A 25,806-nucleotide genomic window follows, 5' to 3' on the forward strand; every position below is an offset into this window, starting at 1 on the left:
CCTCAGATGCCCTGCTGCGCGATTTAAAGGGATGAGTTACCTGATAAATCGTAAAAATTATTACCAGTCACCGAAACTTGTCCGCAAAAGACTTTTCAACCAGTCATAAGCGTGTTACCAGCCAGTGCCAATTCAATACGTAACAAAGACCAGTCGCAGCTCACGGATTCATTTCCGGTGGAGGCGGCTTTTCTCATTCGGTAAAACCGGCAAAGGAATTGGCAATGGCTAAAATTGTGGAATCTTCCACTGGCGTGCTCGCTCTCACTTTTGATGATGTGCTTTTGCAGCCCGGTCATTCCGAGGTTATGCCGGGGCAGGTTGACCTGCGGACCCGTATTGCCAAAGATATTGAACTGAACCTGCCTCTTTTGTCGGCTGCTATGGATACGGTCACCGAGTCGCGTCTTGCTATCGCCATGGCGCAGTCGGGTGGTATTGGTGTTATTCACCGTAACCTGACACCGGAACGTCAGGCTGAAGAAGTTCGTCAGGTCAAGAAGTTCGAATCCGGTATGGTTGTGAATCCGGTCACCATTGGGCCGGATGCAACGCTGGCCGATGCACAGGCGCTTATGAAGGCGCATCGTATTTCAGGTATTCCGGTTGTCGAAGGCGGTTCCAAAGGACCGGGCCGTCTGGTCGGCATTCTGACCAATCGTGATGTGCGTTTTGCTTCTGATCCAGCGCAGAAGATTTACGAATTGATGACCCGCGAAAATCTGATCACGGTTCGCGAAAATGTTGATCAGGATGAAGCCAAGCGCCTTTTGCATGCGCATCGCATCGAAAAGCTGCTGGTCGTTGACGATAAAGGTCGTTGCGTGGGCCTTATCACGGTTAAAGATATTGAAAAGACACAGCTTAATCCGAACGCTGCCAAGGATGCACAGGGACGTTTGCGTGCTGCTGCTGCAACAAGTGTTGGTGAAGACGGCTATGAGCGTGCTGAACGCCTGATTGATGCAGGCGTTGATCTGCTGGTTGTCGATACGGCGCATGGTCATTCGCAGCGCGTTCTCGATGCCGTTGCACGCATCAAGAAAGCCTATCCGAATGTCGCTATTCTGGCTGGTAATGTGGCCACTGCGTCAGGCACTCAGGCATTGATTGATGCAGGCGTTGATGCGGTTAAGGTGGGTATTGGGCCGGGTTCAATCTGCACAACGCGTATTGTTGCAGGTGTTGGTGTGCCACAGCTTGCAGCAATCATGTCGGCGGTTGAAGCCGCCCATAAACACAATATTCCGGTCATTGCTGATGGCGGCATCAAGTTCTCCGGCGATTTTTCCAAGGCGCTTGCGGCTGGTGCTGCGGCTGCCATGGCTGGTTCGTTGCTTGCAGGCACAGAAGAAAGCCCGGGCGAAGTGTATCTGCATCAGGGGCGGTCGTTCAAATCCTATCGCGGCATGGGTTCGGTTGGCGCAATGGCACGCGGCTCTGCTGATCGTTATTTTCAGGCGGAAGTCCGTGATGAGCTGAAGCTGGTTCCTGAAGGCATCGAAGGTCAGGTCGCTTATAAGGGGTCGATTTCGGCAGTCCTGCACCAGCTTGCCGGTGGTCTGCGTGCTTCTATGGGCTATGTCGGTGCCAGGACACTGGAAGAGTTCCGCGAAAAGGCAACTTTCGTGCGCATTTCCAATGCAGGTCTGCGTGAAAGCCATTCGCATGGCGTGTCCATCACCCGTGAAAGCCCGAATTATCCCGGTGGCGTGTAAGTATTGGGATGATAGGATAAAAAAGGCGGCTTTTGGGGCCGCTTTTTTATTATATGAGGTTAGCAAGCTCCATATCATCAATGAAAAGATGGTTTGCACTTTCGATGATACATTCTGCCAGAGCCTGAAAGTCCTTGCGGCGTTTGCTTTGTCTTCGCCAGAAGAGGGCAATTTCACGTTTTGGCTGCTCGCCTTCAAATGGCACAATCCGCATATGATTGCTGCGTAGTTCTGCACGAACGGCTATTTCAGGAATAAGGGTCAGCCCCATGCCGTGGCTGACCATTTGCAAAAGCGTGGTCATGCTTGTTGCACCATATTTTACCAATTGTCTTTGGGGTGGTAGCGAGCAGACCGCAAGCGCCTGATCGCGCATACAATGGCCTTCTTCAAGCAGCAATAGCCGGTCGAGGACTGCATTGTCCTGCGTCAATGGCGAGGAGAGGATCGTCTGGTCATTGCTGGAAGTCGCGATCAGAAAGCGATCATCGAATAGTTTGAGATACGCAAGACGATCATCAGTAATTGGTAAAGCCGCGACAATAGCGTCAATTTCACCTGCATTTAACTCATCAAGCAGTTTTGCTGTTACGCTCTCGCGCAATTGCAGGTGGAAAGAGGGGTGCTGCTCTCTTAGTCGCGGAATAAGATACGGTACCAGATAGGGCGCTACGGTGGGGATGATCCCGAGCCGTAATTGGGTTTGCAGCAGCCCTTTGCTCTGGGCTGAAATTTCTTCAAGCGTATGCAATTCTTTCAAAATGGTCCTGATACCCGGCAGCAAGTCGCGGCCAAGTTCTGTCATGATGACTTTACGCTGTGAGCGTTCAAACAGAGGTGCACCTGCCGCAGCCTCCATTTCGGCGATTTGCGACGAGAGGGCAGGTTGCGAAATATGCGCAAGCTCAGCCGCTTTTCTAAAATGCAGGGTCGTTGCGAGCGCCTCGAAATAGCGCATTTGTCTTATCGTAAACATGATAGGAAAATCCTATCAATAATAACATAAAAAGCAATTGGAGATTATTATTGGAATGAGTCTAAACTGCATTTGTTACCCAGCCAGAGTTTGCCACAGCAGAGCTGTTGCACGCTGAAAGCCAGGCTGAATGTTGGATCAACCAATAGATTTTTCAGGAGGGAAGTTCCCATGGCAGACCGTCCGATTATGACTACAAGCGCTGGTGCGCCTATCCCGGATAACCAGAACTCCCTTACCGCTGGTGAGCGCGGCCCGGTTTTGTTGCAGGATTATCAGCTGATTGAAAAACTGAGCCACCAGAATCGTGAACGTATTCCTGAGCGTGTTGTCCATGCCAAGGGTTGGGGTGCATTTGGTACGCTGACCATTACAGGCGATATTTCCAGATATACCAAAGCCAAGGCATTGCAGCCGGGTGCGAAGACGCCAATGCTGGCGCGTTTTTCGACCGTTGCCGGCGAGCAGGGTGCGGCTGATGCCGAGCGCGATGTTCGCGGCTTTGCACTCAAATTCTACACTGAAGAAGGCAACTGGGATCTGGTTGGCAATAACACGCCGGTGTTTTTCGTGCGTGATCCGCTAAAATTCCCGGATTTCATCCATACCCAGAAGCGTCATCCCAAAACCAATCTGCGTTCGGCAACAGCCATGTGGGATTTCTGGTCGCTTTCGCCCGAAAGCCTGCATCAGGTGACGATCCTGATGTCGGATCGCGGCCTTCCAACGGATGTGCGCCATATCAATGGCTATGGTTCGCATACCTATTCTTTCTGGAATGATGCTGGTGAACGTTACTGGGTTAAGTTCCATTTCAAGACCTTACAGGGCCACAGGCACTGGACCAATGATGAGGCTGAACGTGTGATCGGCCGTAGCCGTGAGTCCACGCAGGAAGATCTTTTCACCTCTATTGAAAAGGGAGAATTCCCGAAGTGGAAAGTTCAGGTGCAGATCATGCCGGAACTGGACGTCGAAAAGACACCCTACAATCCGTTCGATCTCACCAAGGTCTGGCCACATGCCGACTATCCGCCGATTGATATTGGCGTGATGGAGTTGAACCGCAATGCGGAAAACTATTTCACCGAGATTGAAAATGCAGCTTTTTCGCCGTCCAACATCGTGCCGGGTATCAGCTATTCCCCGGACAAGATGTTGCAGGCCCGCTTATTTTCCTATGCCGACGCGCATCGTCATCGCCTTGGCACGCATTATGAAAATTTGCCGGTCAATCAGCCGAAATGCCCGGTGCACCACTATCACCGCGATGGCCAGATGAACACTTATGGCGGTATTGCAACAGGCAATCCGGATGCATTTTATGAGCCGAATTCATTTAATGGTCCGGTTGAGCAACCATCAGCCAAAGAGCCTCCGCTGCGTCTGAGTGGTGATGCGGATCGTTACAATCACCGTATCGGCAATGATGATTATTCACAGCCGCGTGCATTGTTCAACCTGTTTGATGATGGTCAGAAGGCACGTCTGTTCTCAAATATCGCGGCAGCGATGGGCGGCGTTCCCGGCTTTATCATTGAGCGTCAGCTGGCGCATTTCAAGCTGGTTCACCCGGACTATGAGGCGGGTGTCCGTAAGGCATTGCATGATGCTCATGGCTATCAGGCCAATACTATTGCTGTTAATGAGGAAGTGGATGCCGCGGAATAGCCGCGACTATTTCATTGTGTGAAAAGCCGGAGTTCCCCCAACTCCGGCTTTTTGCACCGTTACGCTAAACTTAATGTTACGGTGGGTTGCCGGTGCGCTGCGCTTTACGATTGCATCGAGATGGTAGCGTAGGACTTCGGGTTATATCCCCTTTAGAGTGGGTAATTGAGTGAGGAGACAGCATGTGACGGCTTATTTCAAATGTTTTTATTTCCCAAAAAGCGTTATCCTGTAGGCTGTTTCCGATGATGGTTTTCTGCAAGCAATGGCTGAATGCGGCGAAGAGATTAATCATGCTACGTTGGGCCGGTGGTTTGCTCGATACTCACCCCAGACTGCGGGTCAGGTAAGGCTGGTCGCAAAGATTTCACTTCCACGTATCCGATCCCACGATCTATAGTACTCGTACGCTACCCAGATTTTAGCCGCTGGTGTTCATCCAAAGATTGCCAGTGAGCAGTTCTGACATTCGACAATTGGTATCACGCATTACCTTTATTCACATGTTATGCCGGGAATGCAGTAGAACAAGTTGACGCCGCTATAAAAGCTGCTAAGAAGTCACTCGCTGAGTGAATGGGTAGCAAATCGGTGGTAACACTGATTTGAGGTTTTTCTGAAAGGAAGAAAAATACAACCATTACAAGTACTTGGAGGGGTGGCCGAGCGGTTTAAGGCACCGGTCTTGAAAACCGGCGTGCAGGAGACTGTACCGTGGGTTCGAATCCCACCCCCTCCGCCATTTCGCTGCCGATAGCACGATATTGTCGCCAATTACCGCTGTAGCGCGACGCTCGTTCCTGACATTTTGACGCTCGTTTTTAGACAAACGCAAAATTCCTAATCAGCCTCTAAACGTATTTTTATGGATTGTTTGAGGGGCATTTAAGCCCCCTTATTATTGCAGTGGCAAAGTGCGGTGCATAGCCCTGACAGCTGCCGCAACTGCGGCTAGCCTTTCCAGCTTCTCATCAATCGGTTCCAAGGCTTCAATAGCACCATTACGTAGCCCTCGCTCAAGTCACCTGCTGCAAGATCAATCTGGTCCATTATGGTCCAAGCTTTCTTGACATAGCTCAGAGTGACTTCGTGACCGTTGCCATGTGCACCCATACTGGCGAGCTTGATCGTCTTGTCGATTTGGCGCAGCACATCACCTTTCATACCGGTGCCAAGCAAGAGTTCTGTGATTTTGGTATTCGTTACGCCTCATGCTTCGATAAAGTCAAGCAAGTATTCCTTGTGCGGCTGCGCATAGTACAGACGCCTACTAATTCGACTTTTCAGCTGTGCATGCGATCTACCACCTGACTGGATGTCAGAGTGTCTGATAAAGCGGATATGGATTTCATCATTGCCAATCAGGGCAATACCACAACCATATCCGTGTATACGGCTCCCCCATGGGCACGAATATTTTTATTTGAAACTAGCCACCCAGTCGAATGAAGCGTTCCATTCTTCTCAAAAGTGACCTGAACATCAGCGCCGTTTCAGAGAAACGGATCGCCATTTGTCTATTGGCCTATTTCAATATGCGTGCAGTCAAATTGCCACCCATTGTTGTCCATTGTAGGGCAACATCACCAGTCCCAGAATTACGCAAATCAAGAAGTGCAAGAACCTCTCCAATAAGTCAGGGCAAGTCCACTCAGATGAAGTGAAAGAAAGCGGCATGACCGAGCTGAGTGTGCTATTCGACAATTTCCGCAATCAAGCGTTGGGCTGCGGCACTCAATTCACCATTGTGTCCAGAACAAATCCAGTTTTGCCTAACGGCCCATGGCTCGTTCAGAGTTGAAACCGAAAAGTTGATTGCCTTCTGCATGCGGCTGGCCACTGCGCGGGGAATAAAGCCAATTCCCAATCCCGCCTCGACCATGCGGCAAACCGCGTCAAAGCCGCCCGCACGAAAATTCGATTTAAGTGGAACACCATGTTGCAGGGCTGCGGCAGCAAGCGCGATCTGTATTGAACTACGCGCCTCTTGATGAACAATCGCAAACTCGGCAATCATCTGCAGATTGACCTGTTCGAACCCATCAAGCGGATGACCCGATGGAATAATAACGACAATTTCATCATCCGCCGAACGAATGATGTTAAAATCACCAATGGGTGGATCGCCGGACAAGAAGCCGATATCGGCAACCTTGTCAATCATTGCTCCCAATATGTCCGGACTCATCGCCGCTTGCAAATCAACCCTGACACCCGGATATTTGCGCCCAAAGGCTGCCAGTTTTTCTGGAAGATAATTAAACAACGCCGATTCATTGGCGAGAATGCGCACATGTCCGTTCAAGCCACGTGTGTGATCTTGTAGTTCGAGTTCCAGATCGGAAATATTGCGCAGCAGTTTATTGCAGTGTCGCAGAAGAACTTTTCCCGCTTCGGTTGGTTCCAACCCGCTGCGCAACCTGAAAAAAAGCTGCGTATGCAAGGCCTGTTCCAAATCTGCAAGACGTTTGCTGACAGCAGAAGAGGCTATATTTTCGCGCTCTGCAGCTTTGACAATTGTTTTTTCCTCGGCCATGGCCACAAAAAGGCGCAGGGTGAGGAGATCAAGCCTGTTTGAAATATTAACACGAATATTGTCGAGTTTGGTATTCACAGATGTCGTTCCTTCCCGGGCTCCCGTCCGGCTTTTAGGGGCAGGACCCTGGAGCTGGACGGCTTACTCGTTTCCCGGTGGCGAACAGGAGAGCACAATTATTTTGTGCCGACCAATCGCCATGACTGCATACGATCACGCAATAAACGGTCCAACATCCACTGCATTAGCGAGAACCCGAGACATGTAAGCATGATGATAACACATAATGCGGCAGCGGGTGCAGTATCTCCTGTATCATCCATCGCAACAACTGCGATCGAGGCAAGTTTTGTATGTGGTGCATAAAGGAAGATAACCGCACCAACAGTCGTCATTGCGCTTAGAAAGTAAAAACTTGCAATACGCATCATGGCAGGCCAGCAAATTGGTAAAATCACGCGGAAGAACGTGGTGGACCAACCAACACCCAACGCTTCAGCCGCTTCTTCAAACTCTTTGTCGAGTTGTTGAAGCGCGGTCGTCGCCATCAAATGTGGGATCGTATAATAATGCGCAATCGTACTGACAACCAGAATAGCAAAGCCACCATAAATGAAGTTGAGTGGATTTTCAGGTGAGTTAAAGACAAAGATATAACCCAGACCAAGTGCAAGACCTGGAACGGCCAATGGTATCATTGCCAGCACGCGATAAAGTAAATTCAGTCCACCGGCTAACTTGGCACGAAGTGAAAAATAGGTTCCACAGAATACAATGACAGTACCGATAAATGCTGTCATGAGTGCGAAATATACTGTATTCCAGTAAACCTTCCATCCCAATGGATCAAATTGTTCAAACTGATAATTGGTCAAGCCAAGTTCAAGATTGTATGGCCAGAATTTCACAAGCGATGCGAACACAGCAGTCCCGATCACTGTGATAATAAAGACTGAGATGCTCAGGGCCGCAATGCCAAAGATAGTATCTGCTATCAGTGAACCTTTTGGCTTATACAGCACTGATCGCGCGGATAGCATTGAACCTTGACGTCGACGCGCGAGCATATCCCCAAAGAATGAAATGACGCAGGGAATTAAAAGAAGGACGCTGACCACAGCCCCCATCTGAAAGTTCTGCTGGCCGATGACTTGCTTATAGATATCGAGAGACAAAACATTTGTTTGGCCACCAATCACCTTTGCAACGCCAAAATCCGTTATCGATACGGTAATAACCACAAAAACGCTGCTTACGAAGCCATATTTAATGCCTGGCAACGTAACTGTAAAAAATATTCGTGCGGGAGAAGCGCCTAACATACGGGCGCTTTCGTATAGCCGTCCATCAGCCGTTTCAAGCGATGTCAGCATCATCAAAAAAGCCAGTGGAAAGCAGAAAAAGCTTTGAGCGATGACGATTCCCAATGTGCCGTAGATAGAGGTATTGCCAATAAGCCAGCTAAGATAGCCCTGATTGCCGAACATATAAGTCAGTGCAATAGCTGGCAGCAGTGATGGAGCAAGGATTGGCATCACAGCCAGCAATCGCATAAACGATCTTCCAGGTACGCGCGTGCGCGTGATCGTATAGGCATAGATCAAAGCGGTGCCAACGGTAACGAATGTCGTGATGCTGGCGATTACGATCGAATTCCAAACCGACTGCACCATTGCGGGGTTTGAAAAATAAGCGGTAAAATTTTTCAAGCCAACAAAGGCGCCAGAACTGTCCTGAAAACTTTTTAGGGAAACCGCGATTACAGGCCAGGCAATCGACACGATGCAGAACAGAATGATCGGTATATAAACCAGTTCCATCGAGAAACGGCTTATGTAACGGGGCATGAAACCGCGCGTTTTGCTGAGCGTCGATATCTGATTAGAAGCAGTCAAATTGCTCATGCCAAATCCCCGGTAGGATAGATATGCAGTCGGCTGAACGGCAAACCAAAGCGAACAGCGTCGCCTTCTTTAACCGTTGGGCCCATACCGGCATGACAATCCACTCTGACGAGTTCGCGACCAAGCTTGGGACACTGAAGATAAACACGCACCATTGTTCCGAGGAACTCAGTTGCTGCAACTGTTGCTTCAAAGATAAATGTATCGTCGGTATCAAGCGGGTTAATCACAACAAATTCAGGGCGAATACAGATATCTGCTTTTCCTGCTGCGGTGTTAAACGTTGCATGTCTGCCTTTCTGACCACCAAGCTCTATCGTTTGATCGGGCAGGCAGACGCCAGAAAAAGCATTCATACTACCCACGAATTGCGCTACGAAGAGTGTCTTCGGAGCATTGTAAAGCTCATGTGGTGTGCCGTATTGTTCGATCCGGCCTTCATTCATTATGGCGATGCGATCTGCCATAGTGAGCGCTTCTTCCTGATCATGCGTTACCATAATCGTGGTAATGCCGATAAATTTCTGCAGGTTCTTAAGTTCAACCCGGAGCTTTGAGCGGATCTGCGCATCCAAAGCGCTGAGTGGCTCGTCCAGCAGCAACAGATCTGGCGAGGGAGCAAGAGCGCGAGCCAGAGCAACACGTTGCTGCTGGCCACCTGAAAGTTGTGCAGGATATTTTTTCAATGCTGCCTGCAACCCAACCAATTCGAGCAGCTCTATGACGCGTTTTTGTCTGTTGGTTGAATTCCAGTTGCGTCCACGCAGTCCATAACCAACATTCTGTTCAACTGTGAGATTTGGAAACAGCGCATAGGACTGAAACAGAATGCCGAACCGGCGGTCTGCCGGGTCGAGCTTATTGATGTTCTGCCCTTTTTTGAAAAGCTGGCCTTGAGAACTGGTCTCCAGACCTGCAATTATGCGTAGCAAGGTTGATTTTCCGCACCCTGATGGGCCGAGAAGGCAAACAAACTCCTGCTCCTGCACATGCAGCTGGATGTGCTTGAGCACATCATATGTTCCAAAAGATTTGGCTATATTTTCAACTGCGAGATAATTGTCGCAAATGGAGGTATCATAAGGCATGTAAAGGCTCTTAACGCTTATTGCTTTGGCTCGGACTTTGCATCATAGCGTTTGCTCCATTCGACGAGAACGGCGTCACGGTTCGCAAGAGAGACGGCATAATCATTTTCTGAAAGCAGGCTTTCAGCGTTTTCCGGATAGTTCTTCGGTTTCCCTGTAACGTCAGGTCGTGCGACAATTGCCATGAATTTGTTATATTCTTCATTGGCTTGTTTGCTAACCGTCCAGTCCATCAGACGTTTGGCAGCCTCTGGATTTTTGGTTGTCTTTGCAATTGCTGACGCTTCAATTTCCCAGGATACTTTATCCGATGGAACAATGATATCGATCGGCGCCCCCTTGGACTTAAGCGACGGAGCTACAATATCATTGGAGATGCCGACAACATATTCACCTGCAGCAGCCATTTTGCACGGCTTGGTACCGCTATGTGTATAAGACGCGATATTCTGGTTAAGGGCGTCCATAAATTCCCAGCCCTTATCATTGCCCAGTTTTTGCAACCAGTCATTGACATTCATGTAACCGGAGTGGCTTGACACAGCATTTGGCATGACAATTTGCCCCTTGTAGACAGGGTTCGCCAAATCCTGCCATGTCTTTGGTGCCGGTATTCCGCGTTTTTCGCCTTCAACGCTATTGTAGCAAATCATGCTTAGCCAGGTATCCATGCCTGCCCAGGTTGGATTTTCACGTGTATCCTGAAAGCGCGGCTTCAATTCTTCAGCACCTGCCGGACGGTAAGACATCAGCAGGTCATCTTTTTCAAACGACAGCAAATTGGTCAGGGGTATGCCCCAGAAAACATCGGCCTGCAGGTTTTGTTTTTCAGCAAGTACGCGTGCGACCAGGATACCGGGACTTTCACGCAGCCAGGTGATGGATATGTCGGGATTGTCTTTTGTGAAGGCGGCGGCGTAAGGCGCAAGCTGCTCCTTCTCAAGCGTCGTATAAACAACCAGCTCGGCTTTTTGAGCATAGGCTCCCCCAGCATAAAAAAGTCCCAGCGAAGCAATCAATGCGTATGGCGCCTTCAAGAGGGCCATATTTCTTACTTTTTTCACGTTGAGTCCCCTTTTTAACATTTATATTGGGTGGCGTTTGTTAACGCCCCGTATAATGGGTACTCTGCAACGAACAAATCGCAAATCCTCCATTTGGAAGGGTTGCGTCTTCAAAGACGATTATCATTCAAAATGCATAGGCGAATTCATGAAACCTGGCGTGTCGGGTTGCAGCTTGCTGTCTTAAGAATAATATATAAGAGCATAAGCCCTGTCGGAGTGCGGCGAGGATAGATAAGATTTTGTTGCAAATACAAATACTTTAGAGCGTCGATCTCATTTAACAAGATGCAAGCACGTTCTATTGTTCAAGGTGAAATTATTAAAGAATATAATTTATCTTCTTTGGAAGATGTGTTTATTATTATAATTTTTACAAATTCTTGCTGAACTTGGCAATGAGTTCGGCAGTATTTCTTACGCCAGATGACTTTATCAGTCTTGCGCGATGTGACTCAATAGTTCTGGTAGAGACACCCAATTCGTATGCAATTTGCGCATTTGTCTTGCCTTGGGTCATTAGCGTGACAATTTCTCTCTGGCGATCCGTCAGATGAATACGCTGACTGGCGACTGGCCGATTTATGGGCTGGAAACAATAAAGTGCTTCCGCAAACGGATCCGTTGGACAACGAGTGCGTCCATGTACTTGGCACCAGAACCGTCTGCCATCGCTGGCTGTCATAATCCGCTCGTCGTAATATATGTTGCCGCTACTCATATGGACTTGCCACATTTTACCAGTTCTGACGAAATCTGAATGCTTTGGGTATAGACGTGCAAAGCTTTTATCGACGAGTTCGGATCGAGCGTAGCCAAAAAGCGTCAGAAACTCCGTATTGCAATCCCGAATGATCCTGAACGTTGCATAAACCATGGGAACGGGAATTTCGTGCAGGGAAAACATGACATCACCTTATCTTCCATTGCTCAATTATTACAGTGACAAATTGCAGTATAAATACGGCTAACTGGACCCGGGAAACAAGACGTAATTTATAAGCTGCTATCAGACTGCATATAAAAGATGACTGGTGGGAGGAAAAATGGGAAAAGTTTATTCAACTGCAACGCTGGCGCTTGCAGATGTGCTCAAAGACGGCATGACAATCATGTCCGGTGGCTTTGGATTATGCGGTATTCCGACAACTTTGATCGAAGCTGTTCGCTTGTCCGGTGTAAAAGACCTGACCGTGATTTCCAACAATGCTGGCGTTGACGGCTTTGGGTTGGGTGTATTGCTGGAAACCAGACAGATCCGTAAGATGATTTCGTCTTATGTGGGCGAAAATAAACTGTTCGCAGAACAGTTTATGTCGGGTGCGCTGGAGCTGGAATTCAATCCTCAGGGAACGCTGGCCGAGCGTATTCGCGCAGGCGGCGCGGGGATTCCGGCATTCTACACCAAGACAGGTGTGGGAACATTGATAGAAGAAGGCAAGGAAGTTCGTCGGTTTGGTGACGATGATTACGTAATGGAAACCGGGCTTGTGGCCGATGTCTCACTTGTTCATGCCTGGAAGGCTGATACGGCGGGCAATCTTCTTTATCGCAAGACTGCGCGCAACTTCAATCCAATGATGGCAACCGCCGGGCGCATAACAGTAGCGGAAGTCGAGCATCTCGTGCCGGTGGGGGATATCGATGCAGATATGGTCCACACTCCGGGAATTTTCGTTCAAAGGATTGTTGCTGCTCCCGATGTCGAGAAGCGGATCGAGCAGAGAACTGTAGTTGCAAGAAAGCTGGAGGACGCTTGATATGGCCTGGACACGCAATGAAATGGCGGCCAGGGCTGCTCGTGAGCTCAAAGACGGTTTCTATGTCAATCTTGGTATCGGTATCCCTACTCTGGTGGCGAATTATATTCCACAGGGTGTGGAAGTAACTTTGCAAAGTGAAAACGGTATGCTGGGTATGGGGCCTTTTCCCTTTGAAGGGGAGGAAGATGCAGACCTCATCAACGCAGGCAAGCAGACAATCACCGAATTGCCGAATACAAGTTATTTTTCATCAGCCGACAGTTTTGCTATGATCCGCGGAGGTCACATTGATCTTTCAATTCTGGGTGCCATGCAGGTATCTGAAAGTGGTGATCTGGCGAACTGGATGATCCCCGGCAAAATGGTAAAGGGCATGGGAGGTGCGATGGACCTCGTTGCCGGCGTAAAGCGTGTCGTTGTTGTTATGGAGCATGAAGCAAAGGGTGAGCCGAAAATATTGAAGGAATGCAACCTTCCGCTTACGGGCAAGAGAGTGGCCGACCTCATTATCACGGATCTGGGTGTTTTTACCGTAGCGCGGCATGGCGCACCCAAATTGACGCTTATTGAACTGGCGGATAGTGTCTCGCTGGATGAGATAAAGTCAAAAACGCAAGCCGATTTCGACGTGCAGCTTACAGCCATTCAGGAGAGAAACGATGACTGATGTCGTGATTGTCGCAGCAGCGCGTACTGCGGTCGGAAGCTTTATGGGGGCGCTTGCCAATGTGCTGGCGCATCAACTTGGTGCGGCAGTGATCAAGGCATTGCTTGAACAAACCCATGTGCCTGCCGATGATGTGGACGAGGTTATTCTTGGCCAGATACTTACAGCCGGGCAGGGACAAAATCCGGCGCGACAGGCAAGCATTCTTGCGGGACTTCCGGTCGGTACGACAGCTTTTGGAGTCAATCAGCTTTGTGGATCCGGGTTGCGTGCAGTGGCCCTTGCCGCGCAGCAGATTACGGCGGGCGACGCCAGGATCATGATTGCAGGTGGTCAGGAGTCGATGTCGCTCTCTCCACATTGTCAGCACTTACGTGCCCCCGCAAAGATGGGGCCTGTTACGCTGGTTGATACCATGCTGTCCGACGGTCTGACAGATGCCTTTAATTCGTATCACATGGGTATCACGGCTGAAAATGTTGCAAAGGCATATGATATTTCGCGCCAGCAACAGGATGACTTCGCTTTGGCTTCGCAGCAGAAAGCTGCTGCTGCGCAGGCCGCAGGTCGATTTGATGCCGAGATTGTCCCTTTCTCGATTGAAACGAGGAAAGGGACTGTTGTGGTGAACAGTGATGAATATATCAAAGGAGATACCACCATAGAAAAATTGGTGGGGCTGCGGCCAGCTTTTGATAAGGCGGGAACTGTTACCGCTGGCAATGCTTCAGGTCTGAACGATGGCGCTGCGGCGCTTCTGGTGATGAAACGTGCGGAAGCGGAAAAGCGCAACTTGCCTGTTCTTGCACGTATTGCTTCCTGGGCAACCGCCGGTGTTGATCCCGCATTGATGGGTACAGGGCCGATTCCTGCATCGCGAAAAGCGCTTGCCAAGGCAGGATGGAGCATTGACGAGCTTGATCTGATAGAGGCAAATGAGGCGTTTGCGGCGCAGGCTTGCGCGGTTAATAAGGAGATGGGCTGGGACACGGATCGCGTGAACGTTAATGGTGGCGCAATTGCAATTGGCCATCCGATCGGCGCGTCAGGCGCACGTATCCTTGTCAGCCTTATTCATGAGATGAAACGCAGAAATGCCAGAAAAGCTCTCGCCACTCTTTGCATTGGCGGTGGTATGGGTGTGGCAATGTGCCTGGAAGCCTAGTTGAATTTCACTGGTTCGTTATTCTCGCCAATCGGCGAGAATAACTTCTTTAAAGACTCCGCAGATACAGTCTTAAACTCCACGCAAAATGAAATCTGCGCATCTTTCACCGATCATGATTGTGGGAGCATTGGTATTGCCACTGATGATGGATGGCATCACTGAGCAATCTGCAATGCGTAAACCTTTTAGTCCACGCAGCTTGAGGCTCGGGTCCACAACCGCCTGATCGTCTGTTCCCATCCGGGCAGTGCATGAGGGGTGAAAGACTGTTTTCGCAAAGCGGCGGCAGTGTTCTTCCAGTCCTTCAGCTGTATCTCCTGCGGGCCCTGGCGCCAATTCTTCGCTGAGGTGTTCAGCCAAAGCCGGAGCTTGCAATATGCGACGGCACAGGCTGACCCCACGCATCAGTGTTTGGATATCTTCATCTGTCGAGAGATTATTAGCATGCAGGACAGGCAGCGCGTCAGGATCGGCATTGCGCAGTGTTACTTGTCCGCGCGATGTCGGGCGAAGGCAACATGGATTAAGAGAAATGCCATGCTGTTGCGGCGGTGTGCGATCAGCATCCCCCACGAGAGCCGGAACGACATGAATTTGCACATCTGGCCTGCCGCTGCCGGATGTGTCGAGAAACCCGCCGGTTTCAATGACGTTTGAGGCAAGTACGCCGGTGCGTGTTAACAGATAGCGGCTCATATTCTTGACAGCCTTAAGCCCGCGGTCTGCTCCAAACAAACTCAAAGGTGACTTGAGCCCCCCATATACAGAAGCTGAAACATGGTCCTGAAAGTTGTTTCCAACACCATCCAGACGATGAATATGCTTAATGTCATGCGGCACTATCGAGGATTCGGGACCAATACCTGACAACATCAGTATCTTGGGTGTGCCAAGACCACCAGCTGCGAGAACAACATCATGACGGGCAGTGTATTTAAGTACTTCTCCGTTGTGCATGCGCACTTCGACGCCATATACCCGGTCCGCATCAACAAGCAGCCGTTGTACTTGCGCACCCGTGCGCAGGGTAAGAAGCTTGTTGTTTCGGATGGGCTTCAGATAGCATACGGAAGTCGAGGCTCGCCGTCCGGAATTGGTCGTATTCTGGTAAAAGCCAACTCCCTCTTGACGGGCGCCATTAAAATCCTGATTGAACGGGAGTCCGATTTGCTGTGCAGCCCTGAGAAAAGCATAGCCCAGCGGGTGACGATGTGCCGGGTCTGAGACGGTTAATGGTCCCGCGGTCCCGTGATATTCATTATCAAAGAGGCAATTTGCTTCAGCTTTGCGAAACCAGGGCAGCACATCGGCATAAGACCAGCCGGTGGCGCCATTTTGGTTCCAGTCATCATAATCCTGCGCATCACCACGAATATAGATCATCGCATTGACGGAGGAGGAGCCGCCAAGCGTTCGTCCTTGGGGGATATGCATTACCCTTCCAAGTGCGCCCGCTTCCGGTTCCGTTGCATAAGGCCAGGTCCGCTTTGAGCCGATCACACGCACGAAAGTGCCCGGAATATGCACAAAAGGAGTTTGATCGCTCGGTCCTGCTTCAAGCAGCAGAACGGAACGGCCAGCGTCAACCAGACGGCGCGTAACAACCGCGCCGCCTGAACCTGCGCCGATCACGATATGATCGAAGCTATCCATCTGATCAGCCATTCATTTGTGAGACAAATTTCGTGGTCAAATAAGCCTGGATCCCTTCGGAACCACCTTCTGAACCGTGACCAGAATCCTTAATTCCGCCGAATGGGGTTTCTGGTGCAGCAAGACCAAAATGATTGAGGGAGAGCATTCCTGTCTCAATCCCGCGGACCATAGCATTGCTTCGGTCATTGCGGGTTGTGAAGCCGAATGCAGCCAGCCCATATGGCAGTCGGTTTGCCTCTGTAATAGCTTCGCTTAATTCTGTGAAGCGGTTGACGATAGCAATCGGGCCAAATGGTTCTTCGTTCATGATCCGCGCAGATAGCGGGACATCGGCAAGAACAGTTGGCTCAAAAAAGAAGCCTATATTACCATGACGTGCGCCACCGGTAAGAAGCTTTGCGCCCTGTGCAACGGCATCATCGACCAGATCCTGCATCATATCCAGACGACGCGCATGGGCAACCGGACCCATGCCGACGCCATCGGCTGTGCCAGCGCCTAGTTTCAGTGATTTTGCATGGCCAACAAAAGCATCACTAAAGGCTTCATATGATGCCTGTTGAATCAAAAACCGCGTTGGCGAGGCGCAGACCTGACCTGCATTACGGAATTTGAGACCTGCTCCTAATGCGGCTGCTTTCGCGACATCATAATCGTCACAGACGATAAAGGGTGCATGGCCGCCAAGTTCCATGGTTGTGCGTTTGAGATGTTTTGCAGCCAGCGCTCCCAGATGCTGACCAACCGGAACAGAGCCAGTAAACGAAACCTTGCGGATAATGGGCGAGGGGATCAGGTGCTCAGAAATTTCAGCAGGAACACCAAAAACAAGGTTCAGAGCGCCGGCTGGAATGCCTGCATCTTCAAAACAACGTACCAGTGCAATGATGCAGCTTGGTGTTTCTTCCGGTGCCTTGGCGATAATTGTGCAGCCTGCGGCCAGTGCACCTGCAATTTTGCGTACGATCTGACCAATCGGGAAATTCCATGGGCTGAAAGCTGCAACTGGACCAACAGGCTCGAGTATAACACTCTGCATGACTTCTGGCTGACGGGTAGGGATCACACGTCCATAGGTGCGGCGCGCTTCTTCGGCATACCATTCGATATGATCGCCTGCGCTGCCCGCTTCCATGCGTGCCTCGGATAGGGGCTTACCCTGTTCAAGTGTTATGGCCTGTGCAATTTCTTCTGCACGTTCGCGAGCAAAGGATGCAGCACGCTTGAGCAGCGCGGCACGATCATAGGCTGAAGTCCGTGACCATGTTATAAAGGCGCGGTCAGCAGCTTCGAGAGCGGCATCCAGATCTGCAATCTCAGCCAGAGAAACTTCAGATAGTTTTTCGCCCGTTGCAGGGTTAACGACGGGGAAGCGGCGGGAACCGGAACCAGCAGTCCATTTTCCATCGATGAACAGGGTCTGTGTCATTTAATGTCTCCAGACAAAAGAAGAGCGTGCGGCCATATCAGACTGCATTGCGGGGGGATGTAATTTGATTTCAGACCTCGGGCAGAGGTGCATATTCCGGTCGGGCCGGGGTGAAAACATCAATGTTGATCACCTCTTCATCGCCAATGACAACGGCATGATGCATAGTGTCTGGTGGAATGACCACAATGCCACCGGGGCCAAGGCGTATAACAGTGTCAGCAATGTGAAAATCCGCAGTCCCCGAAACAATATAAGCGATTTGTTCGTTTGAATGCTTGTGAGGCTTAGGCTCATGGCCGGGCTGCAAACGGTGCAGCGCCAAAGTCGCTCCATTGCCCGAAAAAGCCTTTTGTTCGACGCCGGTGCGGATTGTCTTCCACTCGATTTTAGACCAGTCGATCTGATGAATGTTCATATTTGTTACTCCTTGATATTGTGAACTGCGCTCATCAGCTGGCTTGCTCCGTTACGAAGCAGACCCTGATCGGAGCCACAAACGAAAACGGTCATGCCGCGACTATGCAAGGCAGGGATATGACTGGCATCGGGGACGAAGAAACCGGAGGCTTTGCCGTGCCGTTTTGCAGCTGAGATAACCTGATCAATGGCTTTTTGCATTTCAGGGGCGTCGATTGTGCAGCCAAGCGACAGAGATAAATCCTGAGGCCCAATAAACAGCACATCGACTTCCGCTATCGCAGCAATTTCGTCGAGCTTATCGAGCGCACAGGCATCTTCGATCTGCGCAAGAAAAACAGTCAGGGAATCTGATGTGGCGCGATAGTCGGCAGCAGGCATCCGCCCATATTCCCCAGCCCGACCGGACGGAGAAAAGCCTCGTCCGCGTGCATATTTCATGGCGTCAGCCACTGCATTTGCATCGGATGCGTTGCGAATATGTGGCACCATAACGCCAAGGCAACCCAGATCAAGCGCAGGCCATATGGCTGCGGGCGAAGCAAGAGTTGCACGGATCATGACAGGCAATCCGACCGCGCGTCCGGCCAGAGCGATTAGATCCAGCGTATCGATACCGATTGGAGCATGTTCCTGATCGGCGACAATAAAATCGACGCCACCTAGTCCTAATAATTCGGTAATCTGTGGGCTTGGTGTTTTCTGGAACGGACCAACCAGCAGTTCGCCTGCTTTTATGCGTTCACGCAAGTTCATATGTTTCGCCCCTTGTTTATTTCTGAGGTATTTTTCAGCATTGCGAGATGCGTGATTTACGCATCTCCTGACGTCTTGCCGGTTTCATTCACAGGCGATGGAATGAAATGACGCCAGTGGTCATCAAGTTTGGGCATATCGGCAAATCGCTTGCGCGCATCAGCGGCGCGGCCAATAACGTCTTGAATGGCTACGTTTTTGGCTTTGCACCAGCAATCCAGATCGTGGACAGCATCCGACAGGACATGCCAGCCACGCAGCATCACCTCTGAAGACAGGCCAACGGCGGACGCGCCGGCAAGCACCATACGTGCGACGTCTTCGCCGCTTGTTGCTCCGTTAATACCGATCAATGATGATGATGGCCCCATCAGCGCACGTGTATTTGCCAACCAATGACAGGTTAGTGGCAGGTTCCAGAAGCCTCCGACACCACCACTTGTGCTTAAGATTGGTTCCATAGTGTCCAGATCAGGAACCATCCCAAGCGCACGGCCAGCCATGACAACGCTTTCTGCACCTGCGTTGAAGGCTGCCTGGGCAAGTTCAGCTACGCGCTCACTCTGACCTGTAATTTTGATCCAGACAGGAATGTCGAGTGCTTGAACCATCATGGCTGTCAGAGCGCCCACACGTTCAGGCGAAAGCTCTGTAGAGACGGCTCCTTTTGCAGCCTGGCTGGCATAGGGCGTGCCGATATTAAATTCCAGTACCCTGAAACCCGCAGCCTGAATAGCCTTTGCCATTGTCACTGCCGGTTCTGGCTCTGCCAGAATAAGCGACGCTACATAAAGACAATCGTGCTGCCGTGCCAGTTGATCCATCTTGATCGATTGTGCCAGCCAGTCGTCAAATTCCAGCGGATGAAGACCTGAACGTGACAATATGGTTACGGGTGGTGCATCGGCTGACCATGGAACGGGTTTCCAATCCGCTCCAAGGGCAACATATTCAGCTCTGGTCAACTGGTCTTTGGCTGCTTGCGATTCATTCGTGGATTTTCCCACGACTGCCCCGGCACCACTCAGTATTGCAGAGCGTATACCATCGGCATCGATCATATGTTCCCCCGGTGCGGCGATCACCGGGTTTTTGAGGGTTAAGCGGCCAATACGGGTTTCAAGGCGGTTCATGATATTCCCTTCATCCCATCATACGTGGCAGAGACAGCACAACTTCAGGAACGAGTGCGATGAGTGCGAGAACGAGCAGGGCAAGACCAATCATCGGCAGAGCGTGAAGCGCAATTTTTTCCATCGGTCTTCGGGTTATGCCTGCAATGACAAAGAGACATAGACCAACGGGTGGCGTTACAAATCCTATGAGGACATTGAACACGACCATCACGCCCAGATGAACAGGGTCCATTCCCAGAGTTGTTCCAATGGCGGTCAAAGCCGGGACGGTAAGAATGAGAACGCCGATCGTGTCCAGAAACATACCCAGGATCAGCAGAATAATGTTGACCATCAACAAAATGATCAGAGGATTATCCGAAATCGTGGTCAGTCCTGCGACTGCCTTTTGAGGCAGCTGCTCAACAGCGAAGATAAAGGCAACCACATTCGCCATGGCGATCAATACATAGATCGCCGCGCTAAGAATTGCCGTGTTAACCAATGCGCGTTTAAGAAATGTCAGTGTCAGTGCCCGGTAAATCAGTCCAGAGACGATCAGTGCATAAATAGCGGCAACTGCTGCGGCTTCTGTCGGCGTAAAGATGCCGCCACGAATGCCAACGACAATGATGATCGGCAACAGCATGACCGGAATGGCATGGATTGCTGAGCGCATGATCTCAGAAAACGGCATCGGAGCTGCGCGTGGATAATTACGCTTTCTGGCGATGAAGATTGCATAAGCAGACAATACAATCGCAAGGATAACACCCGGTACAACACCAGCGATCATCAGTGCCGAAATCGATGTGCCTGACAGAGCACCATAGATAATCATAGCAATTGATGGCGGAACCAAAGGCGCCATAAGTGATGACACTGCAATCAATGCGCCGGAATAATCAACGTCATAGCCTTGACGTTTCATATCCGGCACCAGAACAGTGCCGAGTGCTGCGGCATCGGCTGCGGCTGAACCCGTGACGCCGCCGAACAGGAAGGCGCCCCATACTGCAGTCAGCGAAAGGCCACCGCGGAAACGACCGACTACTGAATTGGCAAGCCCAACCAGTTTCTTGGTCAGACCACCAACATCCATCACATTGCCCGCAAGAATAAACAGCGGAATGGCGAGCAGAACGAACATATCCATGCCTGCCATCATGCGCTGTGGCAGCGTAATCAGAAACCGTGTCTGCTCGGTCATGACAAAATAGCCGAGCGCACTGGCTCCCAGAACGAAGGCAATGGGCATACCAATCAGCAGGAAGAAAAAGAAGAAAGCACCCAGCCAGATCATTCGTGTGCCTCCAGAATTTCAGTTTCCTTAACGCCGAAAACTTCGGCCAGAATGATATGAACGGCGAGAAGCACCGAGCCGACGACAATCGAAATATTGACCCAGAACAGTGAGAAGCCGAGTGTCGGGGAGAGCTGCAATTGGGTTTTCATTGCAAATTTCCAACCGTACCAGGCGATGAAGCCCAGAAAAATCAGCATTCCTATTAATGATATAAGATCGCAGATGCGGCGGATCGGGTAAGGCAGGTGTTCCACCAGAATCCGCATGCCGAGGAACTGGCCTCGTGAATAAGCCAGACCGGCACCCAGCATGACGATCCAGATCATAGTCACGCGCATCAGCTCCTCAGACCAGACCAGTGAATCGCCGGCTACATAGCGGAACCAGACCTGTAGTCCGCCAAGAAGTGTGACCAGCGAGATGCCTGCGAGGCAGATGCTTTCGATCACAATGGTGTAACATTGTTGCAATCGCTTCATTTTTGCATATCCCGATAGATTGGATGCGCCGAGATCATTGCGCGCCATTGAGGGCCGCAGCTTCATCAGCAAAAGCTGCAATCAAAGGATCGCCTGCCTTGTATTTCTCTACCAGTGGAGCAAGAACTTCACGCATCTGCGCTTTCATTTCTGCGGAAGGTTCAATCACCGGGATATTGCGTTCAGCCAATGTTGCGAGCACGCGTTTGTCCTGTTCAGCGACCGCCATAACCTGTGGGTGAATGGTTTCTGTGGCCGCATCGCGCATGGCTTTCTGCTGGGCAGGTTCCAATGTTTCAAACGTGTCCTTGTTGATGAGCAGAAGTGAAGGCCAGAAATAATGCCCCGTAAGTGTGACACCTTTCGCGACTTCGTAATATTTTTCAGAATCGATTGAGGACAGGTTGATCTCGACGGCATCGAGTGCACCGGTTTCAAGAGCCGAATAGACTTCACCATAGGCCATCGGCGTGGGGTTGGTGCCAAGCGTCTTCCAGATGTCGATGAATAACGGGGTCGGCGGGACGCGTGTTTTAAGTCCTTTAAGGTCAGCGAGCGATTCGACAGGCTTACCGATGCTGAGGAAATGGCGCTGCCCACCATCATACAGCCCAAGCACTATCATGCCATGGTCTTCGGTTTTATCCATGATCGCGCGTGCAGAATCAGATAGCGCCAATTTGGCGAAACCTTCATAATCGGGAATGATTCCCGGCAGTTGTAACGCATTGATCGATGGAATCATCGTCGCAAGAGCCGAGGAGGAATTAACGGCCATGTCAATTGTGCCCAGCTCAACTCCCTCCATCAGTTCCTTGACGTCACCAAGCTGGCGCGAGGGGAAAATCTCAATTTTCACATCGCCATTCGAGATTCGTTCTACCGCTTCTTTGAAGCGAACGGCTGTATCGTGATTAGGATGGCTTTCAAAAACCGCATGTCCCAATCGAAGAGTAACCGGTTCTGCATAGGCACTATGCGCAATCATGCCCATCATGGTGGCGGCCAGAAAATAAACTTTCATAATAATCCCTCCCAAGACTGTTCTCATATAGAGAACTCTGTTCTTAATAAAAACGACGTGCTAGCATCTGTCAACAGCAACATGGCAAACTCGTGTGGTGAATCGGCAATTGGCAGGGCGCAAAAGCAAAAACAAAAGAATTTACTGTTTAAATTCAATTCGCTAGGCGGGTAGCAAAATTGAAACGAGGAGAGATCGTGAAAGGAACAGACAATGTTAAGGCGGCTGAGCTATGCCTGCGGATATTGGAACACGTTGCTTTTTCAACCGAAAGCGACGGTGTCACGCAAATTGCCGATAGATTTGGAATTGCGAAAAGCGCTGCATTCAAACATCTGCATACATTGATCAGTCGTGGTCTTGTCGTACAGGACCCATCGACCAGTCGTTATCGCCTTGGCCCCAAAGCCTGGCTGATCGGGCAGCAGGCTCAAAGCCTCAATGATATAACGGCAATCGCTTTGCCTTTTATGATGGCAGCACGCAATGAAACAGGGTTGGCAGTTGTATTGTCAACGCCGTTGCCAGCTTCTGCCTATGTTATCCTGACGTGTCCGAGCACCCATCAGATTGAGATCGGTGTACGTACGGGCAGTCATTTGGCATTGCACGCATCGGCACAGGGAAAAGTCTTCTTGGCCATGGGGGCCTGCAATCTTTCTGAACTGAAAAAGACTTCGCTGACGCCAGTTACGCCGCACACAGTGACCAGTTGGGAAGTGTTGGAAGACGAATTGAAAAAGGTGCGTGAATACGGGTTCGCGTCAGCTCCACAGGAATCTTTGCTGGGCATAAATGCCATGGCGGCACCTGTGATCAATTACGATAACAAGTTAATAGCCAGCGTTTGTTTTGTCGGTTCTGTTCAGCATATACCAGACGTGCCAGACCCTGCACTGGTTAATCGTCTGTTGCAGCTGACAAAAGATATTTCAAGTGCTTTCGGCCATGTGAACTAGCGTGCGAATCTGAAATTCGTATCACTTTGGCGCAGGGCGTGGATCGGATTTCAGATTAAAGCCAATTCAGTAAATGCCGGGACTAAACACTTGCTTGATGATCATTCTTAAGCATTGACACTGGTTTGAAAAATGCTCATATGAGAACAGGGTTCTTACTGTGAGAACGTTTTAACAATTTGCATCGGATCGTGAAGGGCGCTCCCTATTCAGGGATTTTAATTGCCGCCATTCAGATAAGAGTTTTGTTGTCACATCATGGTCTTTGCAATCATTGCCTCAGTCATGTCGTGAACAACGGGCCAGCTCCTTGCTGATGCTGAATATTAGGGGAGGAACTGATATGGAAAACAGTCCGACAAGAACAGACGAACAGGAAGCCAGAATTGCCAGAATTTTGATTGGCGCAGTGGACCCTCATGTGCATAGCGGGCCTTCTATTGCGCCGCGCATGGTCGATCATCTGGAACTGGCGAAAATCTATTCAGATGCCGGTTTTATTGCAGCTGTAACAAAAGATCATGATTATGCGGGCGTTGCGACGGCTCAATTGATTGCAAGCCATTATCCGGATCTCAAGACAAAGATTTTTTCAGGAATTGTTCTCAACAACGTTGTTGGAGGCCTTAATCCTTATGCCGTGGAACATACCGCCGCAATGGGTGGAAAAATCGTATGGTTGCCAACTCTTGCAGCTGAAAACCATTTGAAATGGGAGAAAACCGGTAGCTGGGCGCATCCCGCTTCAACGCAGAAGATGCGTTCTGCATCGCCGGTGCCCGTTCTTGATGAGCAGAATCAGGTTGTTGATGCGCTTAAAGAAATTCTCGACATCATTGCGAAAAACAACATGACTCTTGCGAGCGGTCATATTCATGTTAGCGAAACATGGATCGTTTTTGAGGAAGCAAAACGGCGTGGTGTTGAACGCCTTATCTTTACCCATCCTGAAGATGTGGTGGGCGCCTCGCTTGAGGATGTGCAAGGCATTGCTGCAATGGGCGCATATGTGGAGCACTCACTGGCTTTTTTCGTGAAGGGTTCAAAGTTCAAAACATGCACGCCAGACGACATGAAGTCATTGGTGAGTGCAGCAGGCATTGATAAAACGATCATCTGCTCCGATCTTGGACAGGTCGGCGTTGTTGATCCGCTGGAAGGCTTCAAGCGCGGCGTCAGCATTCTGATGGATCTTGGTTATTCCGATGAGGACATCCACAAGATGGTCGCAACCAATGCAGCAGCAGTACTTGGCTTGTCAGGCTGATAGTAAGGGTGCCGGATTTAGAACGCCGATCTTATCAATCAGATTGGCGTTTTAAAAATGTGGGTGGCTTGTAATTCGCTTTTCGATTTCAGTTGCAGCGATCTTGGCGGTTTCGTGTAGAAATAAAAGTCTGTCATCTTTGAAACGCGATGCAATTGCTGCGGTTGTAACGGCACCTATTGCCTTGCCGAATGGATCGGTGATTGCGTGCGCAACAGCCCATACGTCTGGCACGACATGGTTCTGCGTATGCGCATATCCAAGGGTGCGTGCTTTATTAACATCGTTGCGGATGCGTTCAGTCGTGATGTCCGGAAACTGTTTAAAAGCCTCCTGATTTTGCAGCAGGATTTCATCGGCCTCAGCTTCTGTCAGTGTTGCGAGTATGGCGATACTCGCTGCACCCACGCCGAGAGGTCGCTGATCGCCGACCTGAATTGTCATGGTTTGCACCGGATAGCTGCCCAGTACACGGTCAAGACAAATTGTATGGTTTGCGCTGCGGAGTGTCAGATAGGCCGTATCACCTGTCATGCCAGCAAGATTAAGCAGCGCATCTCTTGCGAGCTGAGCAACGGGAAAACTCCGTGTTGCCGCCATTCCGAGAAAGACCAGCTCCGGTCCCAGGCTGAATGACTTCTGATCACGATCAGCCTCGGCAAAACCCTGTTTTACAAGTGCTTCCAGTAATCTCAATGTGGTTGGGAGGCCGAGACCGGTGAGCCGCGCAACCTGGGAAAGACGCAGGCCAGACTTATCGGCTCCCGCCAGCGCTTTCAGAATTTTTGCGAAACGATCCAGACTTTGCAATATACACCTTAATATCTACAGTTACTCTGC

At 50.3% G+C, this 25,806-nt stretch carries 22 protein-coding genes, 1 tRNA gene and 1 pseudogene; 8 read left to right on the forward strand and 16 right to left on the reverse strand.

Going from position 1 to position 25,806, the window contains the following annotated elements:
* Positions 1–224 precede the first annotated feature (224 nt).
* Positions 225–1,718: an IMP dehydrogenase gene (gene guaB, locus FHY56_RS13100; protein ID WP_140905650.1), complete on the forward strand. Its 1,494-nt coding sequence runs from the start codon at positions 225–227 to the stop codon at positions 1,716–1,718.
* A gap of 49 nt (positions 1,719–1,767) precedes the next feature.
* Here the strand turns inward: guaB and FHY56_RS13105 are convergent, their stop codons facing one another.
* On the reverse strand, positions 1,768–2,694 hold the full coding sequence (locus tag FHY56_RS13105) for a hydrogen peroxide-inducible genes activator (RefSeq protein WP_140905651.1): 927 nt from the start codon (positions 2,692–2,694) through the stop codon (positions 1,768–1,770).
* 171 nt (positions 2,695–2,865) lie between these two features.
* Between FHY56_RS13105 and katA the strand changes: the two genes are divergently transcribed.
* Positions 2,866–4,365 carry a catalase KatA gene (gene katA / locus FHY56_RS13110; RefSeq protein ID WP_140905652.1) on the forward strand — a complete coding sequence of 500 codons (1,500 nt, stop codon included), beginning with the start codon at positions 2,866–2,868 and terminating at the stop codon, positions 4,363–4,365.
* 652 nt (positions 4,366–5,017) lie between these two features.
* Positions 5,018–5,107 (forward strand) — tRNA-Ser (locus FHY56_RS13120).
* Between the two features lie 209 nt (positions 5,108–5,316).
* On the opposite strand, the pseudogene FHY56_RS13125 reads toward FHY56_RS13120, so the two are convergent.
* The 6 genes and pseudogenes from FHY56_RS13125 to FHY56_RS13150 all read right to left on the reverse strand — a co-directional run.
* Positions 5,317–5,562 (reverse strand): annotated as a pseudogene (locus FHY56_RS13125) (hypothetical protein); the annotation flags it as partial.
* Between the two features lie 496 nt (positions 5,563–6,058).
* Positions 6,059–6,979 carry a LysR substrate-binding domain-containing protein gene (locus FHY56_RS13130; protein ID WP_140905654.1) on the reverse strand — a complete coding sequence of 307 codons (921 nt, stop codon included), beginning with the start codon at positions 6,977–6,979 and terminating at the stop codon, positions 6,059–6,061.
* Positions 6,980–7,077: 98 nt separating this feature from the next.
* Entirely contained in the window at positions 7,078–8,805 is a 1,728-nt protein-coding gene (locus FHY56_RS13135) for a putative 2-aminoethylphosphonate ABC transporter permease subunit (protein WP_140905655.1), read from the reverse strand.
* Positions 8,802–9,893, reverse strand: coding sequence for an ABC transporter ATP-binding protein (locus tag FHY56_RS13140; RefSeq protein WP_140905656.1), 1,092 nt, complete (start codon positions 9,891–9,893; stop codon positions 8,802–8,804). The genes FHY56_RS13135 and FHY56_RS13140 overlap by 4 nt, the downstream gene beginning before the upstream one ends.
* Positions 9,894–9,910: 17 nt before the next feature.
* On the reverse strand, positions 9,911–10,939 hold the full coding sequence (locus tag FHY56_RS13145; RefSeq protein ID WP_140905724.1) for a putative 2-aminoethylphosphonate ABC transporter substrate-binding protein: 1,029 nt from the start codon (positions 10,937–10,939) through the stop codon (positions 9,911–9,913).
* Between the two features lie 391 nt (positions 10,940–11,330).
* Positions 11,331–11,864 carry a LuxR C-terminal-related transcriptional regulator gene (locus FHY56_RS13150; protein ID WP_140905657.1) on the reverse strand — a complete coding sequence of 178 codons (534 nt, stop codon included), beginning with the start codon at positions 11,862–11,864 and terminating at the stop codon, positions 11,331–11,333.
* A gap of 139 nt (positions 11,865–12,003) precedes the next feature.
* Between FHY56_RS13150 and FHY56_RS13155 the strand changes: the two genes are divergently transcribed.
* Genes FHY56_RS13155 through FHY56_RS13165 form a run of 3 tightly spaced genes read left to right on the forward strand, consistent with a single transcriptional unit; the run spans position 12,004 to position 14,552 of the window.
* Positions 12,004–12,717, forward strand: a complete 714-nt coding sequence (locus tag FHY56_RS13155) for a CoA transferase subunit A (RefSeq protein WP_140905658.1) — start codon at positions 12,004–12,006, stop codon at positions 12,715–12,717.
* Between the two features lies 1 nt (position 12,718).
* Positions 12,719–13,387 carry a 3-oxoacid CoA-transferase subunit B gene (locus FHY56_RS13160; protein ID WP_140905659.1) on the forward strand — a complete coding sequence of 223 codons (669 nt, stop codon included), beginning with the start codon at positions 12,719–12,721 and terminating at the stop codon, positions 13,385–13,387.
* Positions 13,380–14,552 carry an acetyl-CoA C-acetyltransferase gene (locus FHY56_RS13165; protein WP_140905660.1) on the forward strand — a complete coding sequence of 391 codons (1,173 nt, stop codon included), beginning with the start codon at positions 13,380–13,382 and terminating at the stop codon, positions 14,550–14,552. The genes FHY56_RS13160 and FHY56_RS13165 overlap by 8 nt, the downstream gene beginning before the upstream one ends.
* A 72-nt stretch (positions 14,553–14,624) precedes the next feature.
* Here the strand turns inward: FHY56_RS13165 and FHY56_RS13170 are convergent, their stop codons facing one another.
* The 8 genes from FHY56_RS13170 to FHY56_RS13205 all read right to left on the reverse strand — a co-directional run bounded on the left by FHY56_RS13170 (position 14,625) and on the right by FHY56_RS13205 (position 22,740).
* Positions 14,625–16,208 (reverse strand): GMC family oxidoreductase, encoded by a 1,584-nt coding sequence (locus FHY56_RS13170; RefSeq protein ID WP_140905661.1) that lies wholly within the window; start codon positions 16,206–16,208, stop codon positions 14,625–14,627.
* 4 nt (positions 16,209–16,212) lie between these two features.
* A complete protein-coding gene (locus tag FHY56_RS13175; protein WP_140905662.1) occupies positions 16,213–17,640 on the reverse strand; it encodes an NAD-dependent succinate-semialdehyde dehydrogenase in 1,428 nt (475 codons plus the stop codon).
* A gap of 70 nt (positions 17,641–17,710) precedes the next feature.
* On the reverse strand, positions 17,711–18,058 hold the full coding sequence (locus tag FHY56_RS13180; RefSeq protein WP_140905663.1) for a cupin domain-containing protein: 348 nt from the start codon (positions 18,056–18,058) through the stop codon (positions 17,711–17,713).
* Positions 18,059–18,063: 5 nt separating this feature from the next.
* A complete protein-coding gene (locus FHY56_RS13185; protein WP_140905664.1) occupies positions 18,064–18,816 on the reverse strand; it encodes an HpcH/HpaI aldolase family protein in 753 nt (250 codons plus the stop codon).
* 56 nt (positions 18,817–18,872) lie between these two features.
* Positions 18,873–19,949: a tRNA-dihydrouridine synthase gene (locus FHY56_RS13190; protein ID WP_140905665.1), complete on the reverse strand. Its 1,077-nt coding sequence runs from the start codon at positions 19,947–19,949 to the stop codon at positions 18,873–18,875.
* A gap of 10 nt (positions 19,950–19,959) precedes the next feature.
* Complete coding sequence (locus FHY56_RS13195; RefSeq protein ID WP_140905666.1) at positions 19,960–21,234, reverse strand: TRAP transporter large permease; 1,275 nt, start codon at positions 21,232–21,234, stop codon at positions 19,960–19,962.
* Positions 21,231–21,716: a TRAP transporter small permease gene (locus FHY56_RS13200; RefSeq protein ID WP_158447764.1), complete on the reverse strand. Its 486-nt coding sequence runs from the start codon at positions 21,714–21,716 to the stop codon at positions 21,231–21,233. The genes FHY56_RS13195 and FHY56_RS13200 overlap by 4 nt, the downstream gene beginning before the upstream one ends.
* Positions 21,717–21,750: 34 nt before the next feature.
* Entirely contained in the window at positions 21,751–22,740 is a 990-nt protein-coding gene (locus FHY56_RS13205; RefSeq protein WP_158447765.1) for a TRAP transporter substrate-binding protein, read from the reverse strand.
* A 197-nt stretch (positions 22,741–22,937) separates the two neighbouring features.
* On the opposite strand from FHY56_RS13205, the gene FHY56_RS13210 reads away from it, so the two are divergent.
* Positions 22,938–23,699, forward strand: coding sequence for an IclR family transcriptional regulator (locus FHY56_RS13210; protein WP_140905669.1), 762 nt, complete (start codon positions 22,938–22,940; stop codon positions 23,697–23,699).
* A gap of 343 nt (positions 23,700–24,042) precedes the next feature.
* The gene (locus FHY56_RS13215) at positions 24,043–24,966 is read left to right on the forward strand and encodes a DUF6282 family protein (protein ID WP_140905670.1); all 924 of its coding nucleotides are present in this window, start codon (positions 24,043–24,045) and stop codon (positions 24,964–24,966) included.
* Between the two features lie 51 nt (positions 24,967–25,017).
* Here the strand turns inward: FHY56_RS13215 and FHY56_RS13220 are convergent, their stop codons facing one another.
* Entirely contained in the window at positions 25,018–25,776 is a 759-nt protein-coding gene (locus tag FHY56_RS13220) for an IclR family transcriptional regulator (RefSeq protein ID WP_140905671.1), read from the reverse strand.
* Positions 25,777–25,806: the final 30 nt, after the last annotated feature.

The sequence above is a fragment of the Brucella gallinifaecis genome, assembly GCF_006476605.1.
In the GTDB taxonomy this organism is placed as follows: Bacteria; Pseudomonadota; Alphaproteobacteria; order Rhizobiales; family Rhizobiaceae; genus Brucella; species Brucella gallinifaecis.

What these genes read in the sequence shown, in the direction of transcription:
- FHY56_RS13140 (WP_140905656.1), bottom strand. Translation starts at nt 9,893, where the DNA reads ATGCCTTATGATACCTCCATTTGCGACAATTATCTCGCAGTTGAAAAT.
- FHY56_RS13195 (WP_140905666.1), bottom strand. Translation starts at nt 21,234, where the DNA reads ATGATCTGGCTGGGTGCTTTCTTCTTTTTCTTCCTGCTGATTGGTATG.
- FHY56_RS13165 (WP_140905660.1), top strand. Translation starts at nt 13,380, where the DNA reads ATGACTGATGTCGTGATTGTCGCAGCAGCGCGTACTGCGGTCGGAAGC.
- FHY56_RS13155 (WP_140905658.1), top strand. Translation starts at nt 12,004, where the DNA reads ATGGGAAAAGTTTATTCAACTGCAACGCTGGCGCTTGCAGATGTGCTC.
- FHY56_RS13160 (WP_140905659.1), top strand. Translation starts at nt 12,719, where the DNA reads ATGGCCTGGACACGCAATGAAATGGCGGCCAGGGCTGCTCGTGAGCTC.
- katA (WP_140905652.1), top strand. Translation starts at nt 2,866, where the DNA reads ATGGCAGACCGTCCGATTATGACTACAAGCGCTGGTGCGCCTATCCCG.
- guaB (WP_140905650.1), top strand. Translation starts at nt 225, where the DNA reads ATGGCTAAAATTGTGGAATCTTCCACTGGCGTGCTCGCTCTCACTTTT.
- FHY56_RS13180 (WP_140905663.1), bottom strand. Translation starts at nt 18,058, where the DNA reads ATGAACATTCATCAGATCGACTGGTCTAAAATCGAGTGGAAGACAATC.
- FHY56_RS13215 (WP_140905670.1), top strand. Translation starts at nt 24,043, where the DNA reads ATGGAAAACAGTCCGACAAGAACAGACGAACAGGAAGCCAGAATTGCC.
- FHY56_RS13185 (WP_140905664.1), bottom strand. Translation starts at nt 18,816, where the DNA reads ATGAACTTGCGTGAACGCATAAAAGCAGGCGAACTGCTGGTTGGTCCG.
- FHY56_RS13175 (WP_140905662.1), bottom strand. Translation starts at nt 17,640, where the DNA reads ATGACACAGACCCTGTTCATCGATGGAAAATGGACTGCTGGTTCCGGT.
- FHY56_RS13145 (WP_140905724.1), bottom strand. Translation starts at nt 10,939, where the DNA reads ATGGCCCTCTTGAAGGCGCCATACGCATTGATTGCTTCGCTGGGACTT.
- FHY56_RS13170 (WP_140905661.1), bottom strand. Translation starts at nt 16,208, where the DNA reads ATGGATAGCTTCGATCATATCGTGATCGGCGCAGGTTCAGGCGGCGCG.
- FHY56_RS13200 (WP_158447764.1), bottom strand. Translation starts at nt 21,716, where the DNA reads ATGAAGCGATTGCAACAATGTTACACCATTGTGATCGAAAGCATCTGC.
- FHY56_RS13135 (WP_140905655.1), bottom strand. Translation starts at nt 8,805, where the DNA reads ATGAGCAATTTGACTGCTTCTAATCAGATATCGACGCTCAGCAAAACG.
- FHY56_RS13190 (WP_140905665.1), bottom strand. Translation starts at nt 19,949, where the DNA reads ATGAACCGCCTTGAAACCCGTATTGGCCGCTTAACCCTCAAAAACCCG.
- FHY56_RS13205 (WP_158447765.1), bottom strand. Translation starts at nt 22,740, where the DNA reads ATGAAAGTTTATTTTCTGGCCGCCACCATGATGGGCATGATTGCGCAT.
- FHY56_RS13105 (WP_140905651.1), bottom strand. Translation starts at nt 2,694, where the DNA reads ATGTTTACGATAAGACAAATGCGCTATTTCGAGGCGCTCGCAACGACC.
- FHY56_RS13150 (WP_140905657.1), bottom strand. Translation starts at nt 11,864, where the DNA reads ATGTTTTCCCTGCACGAAATTCCCGTTCCCATGGTTTATGCAACGTTC.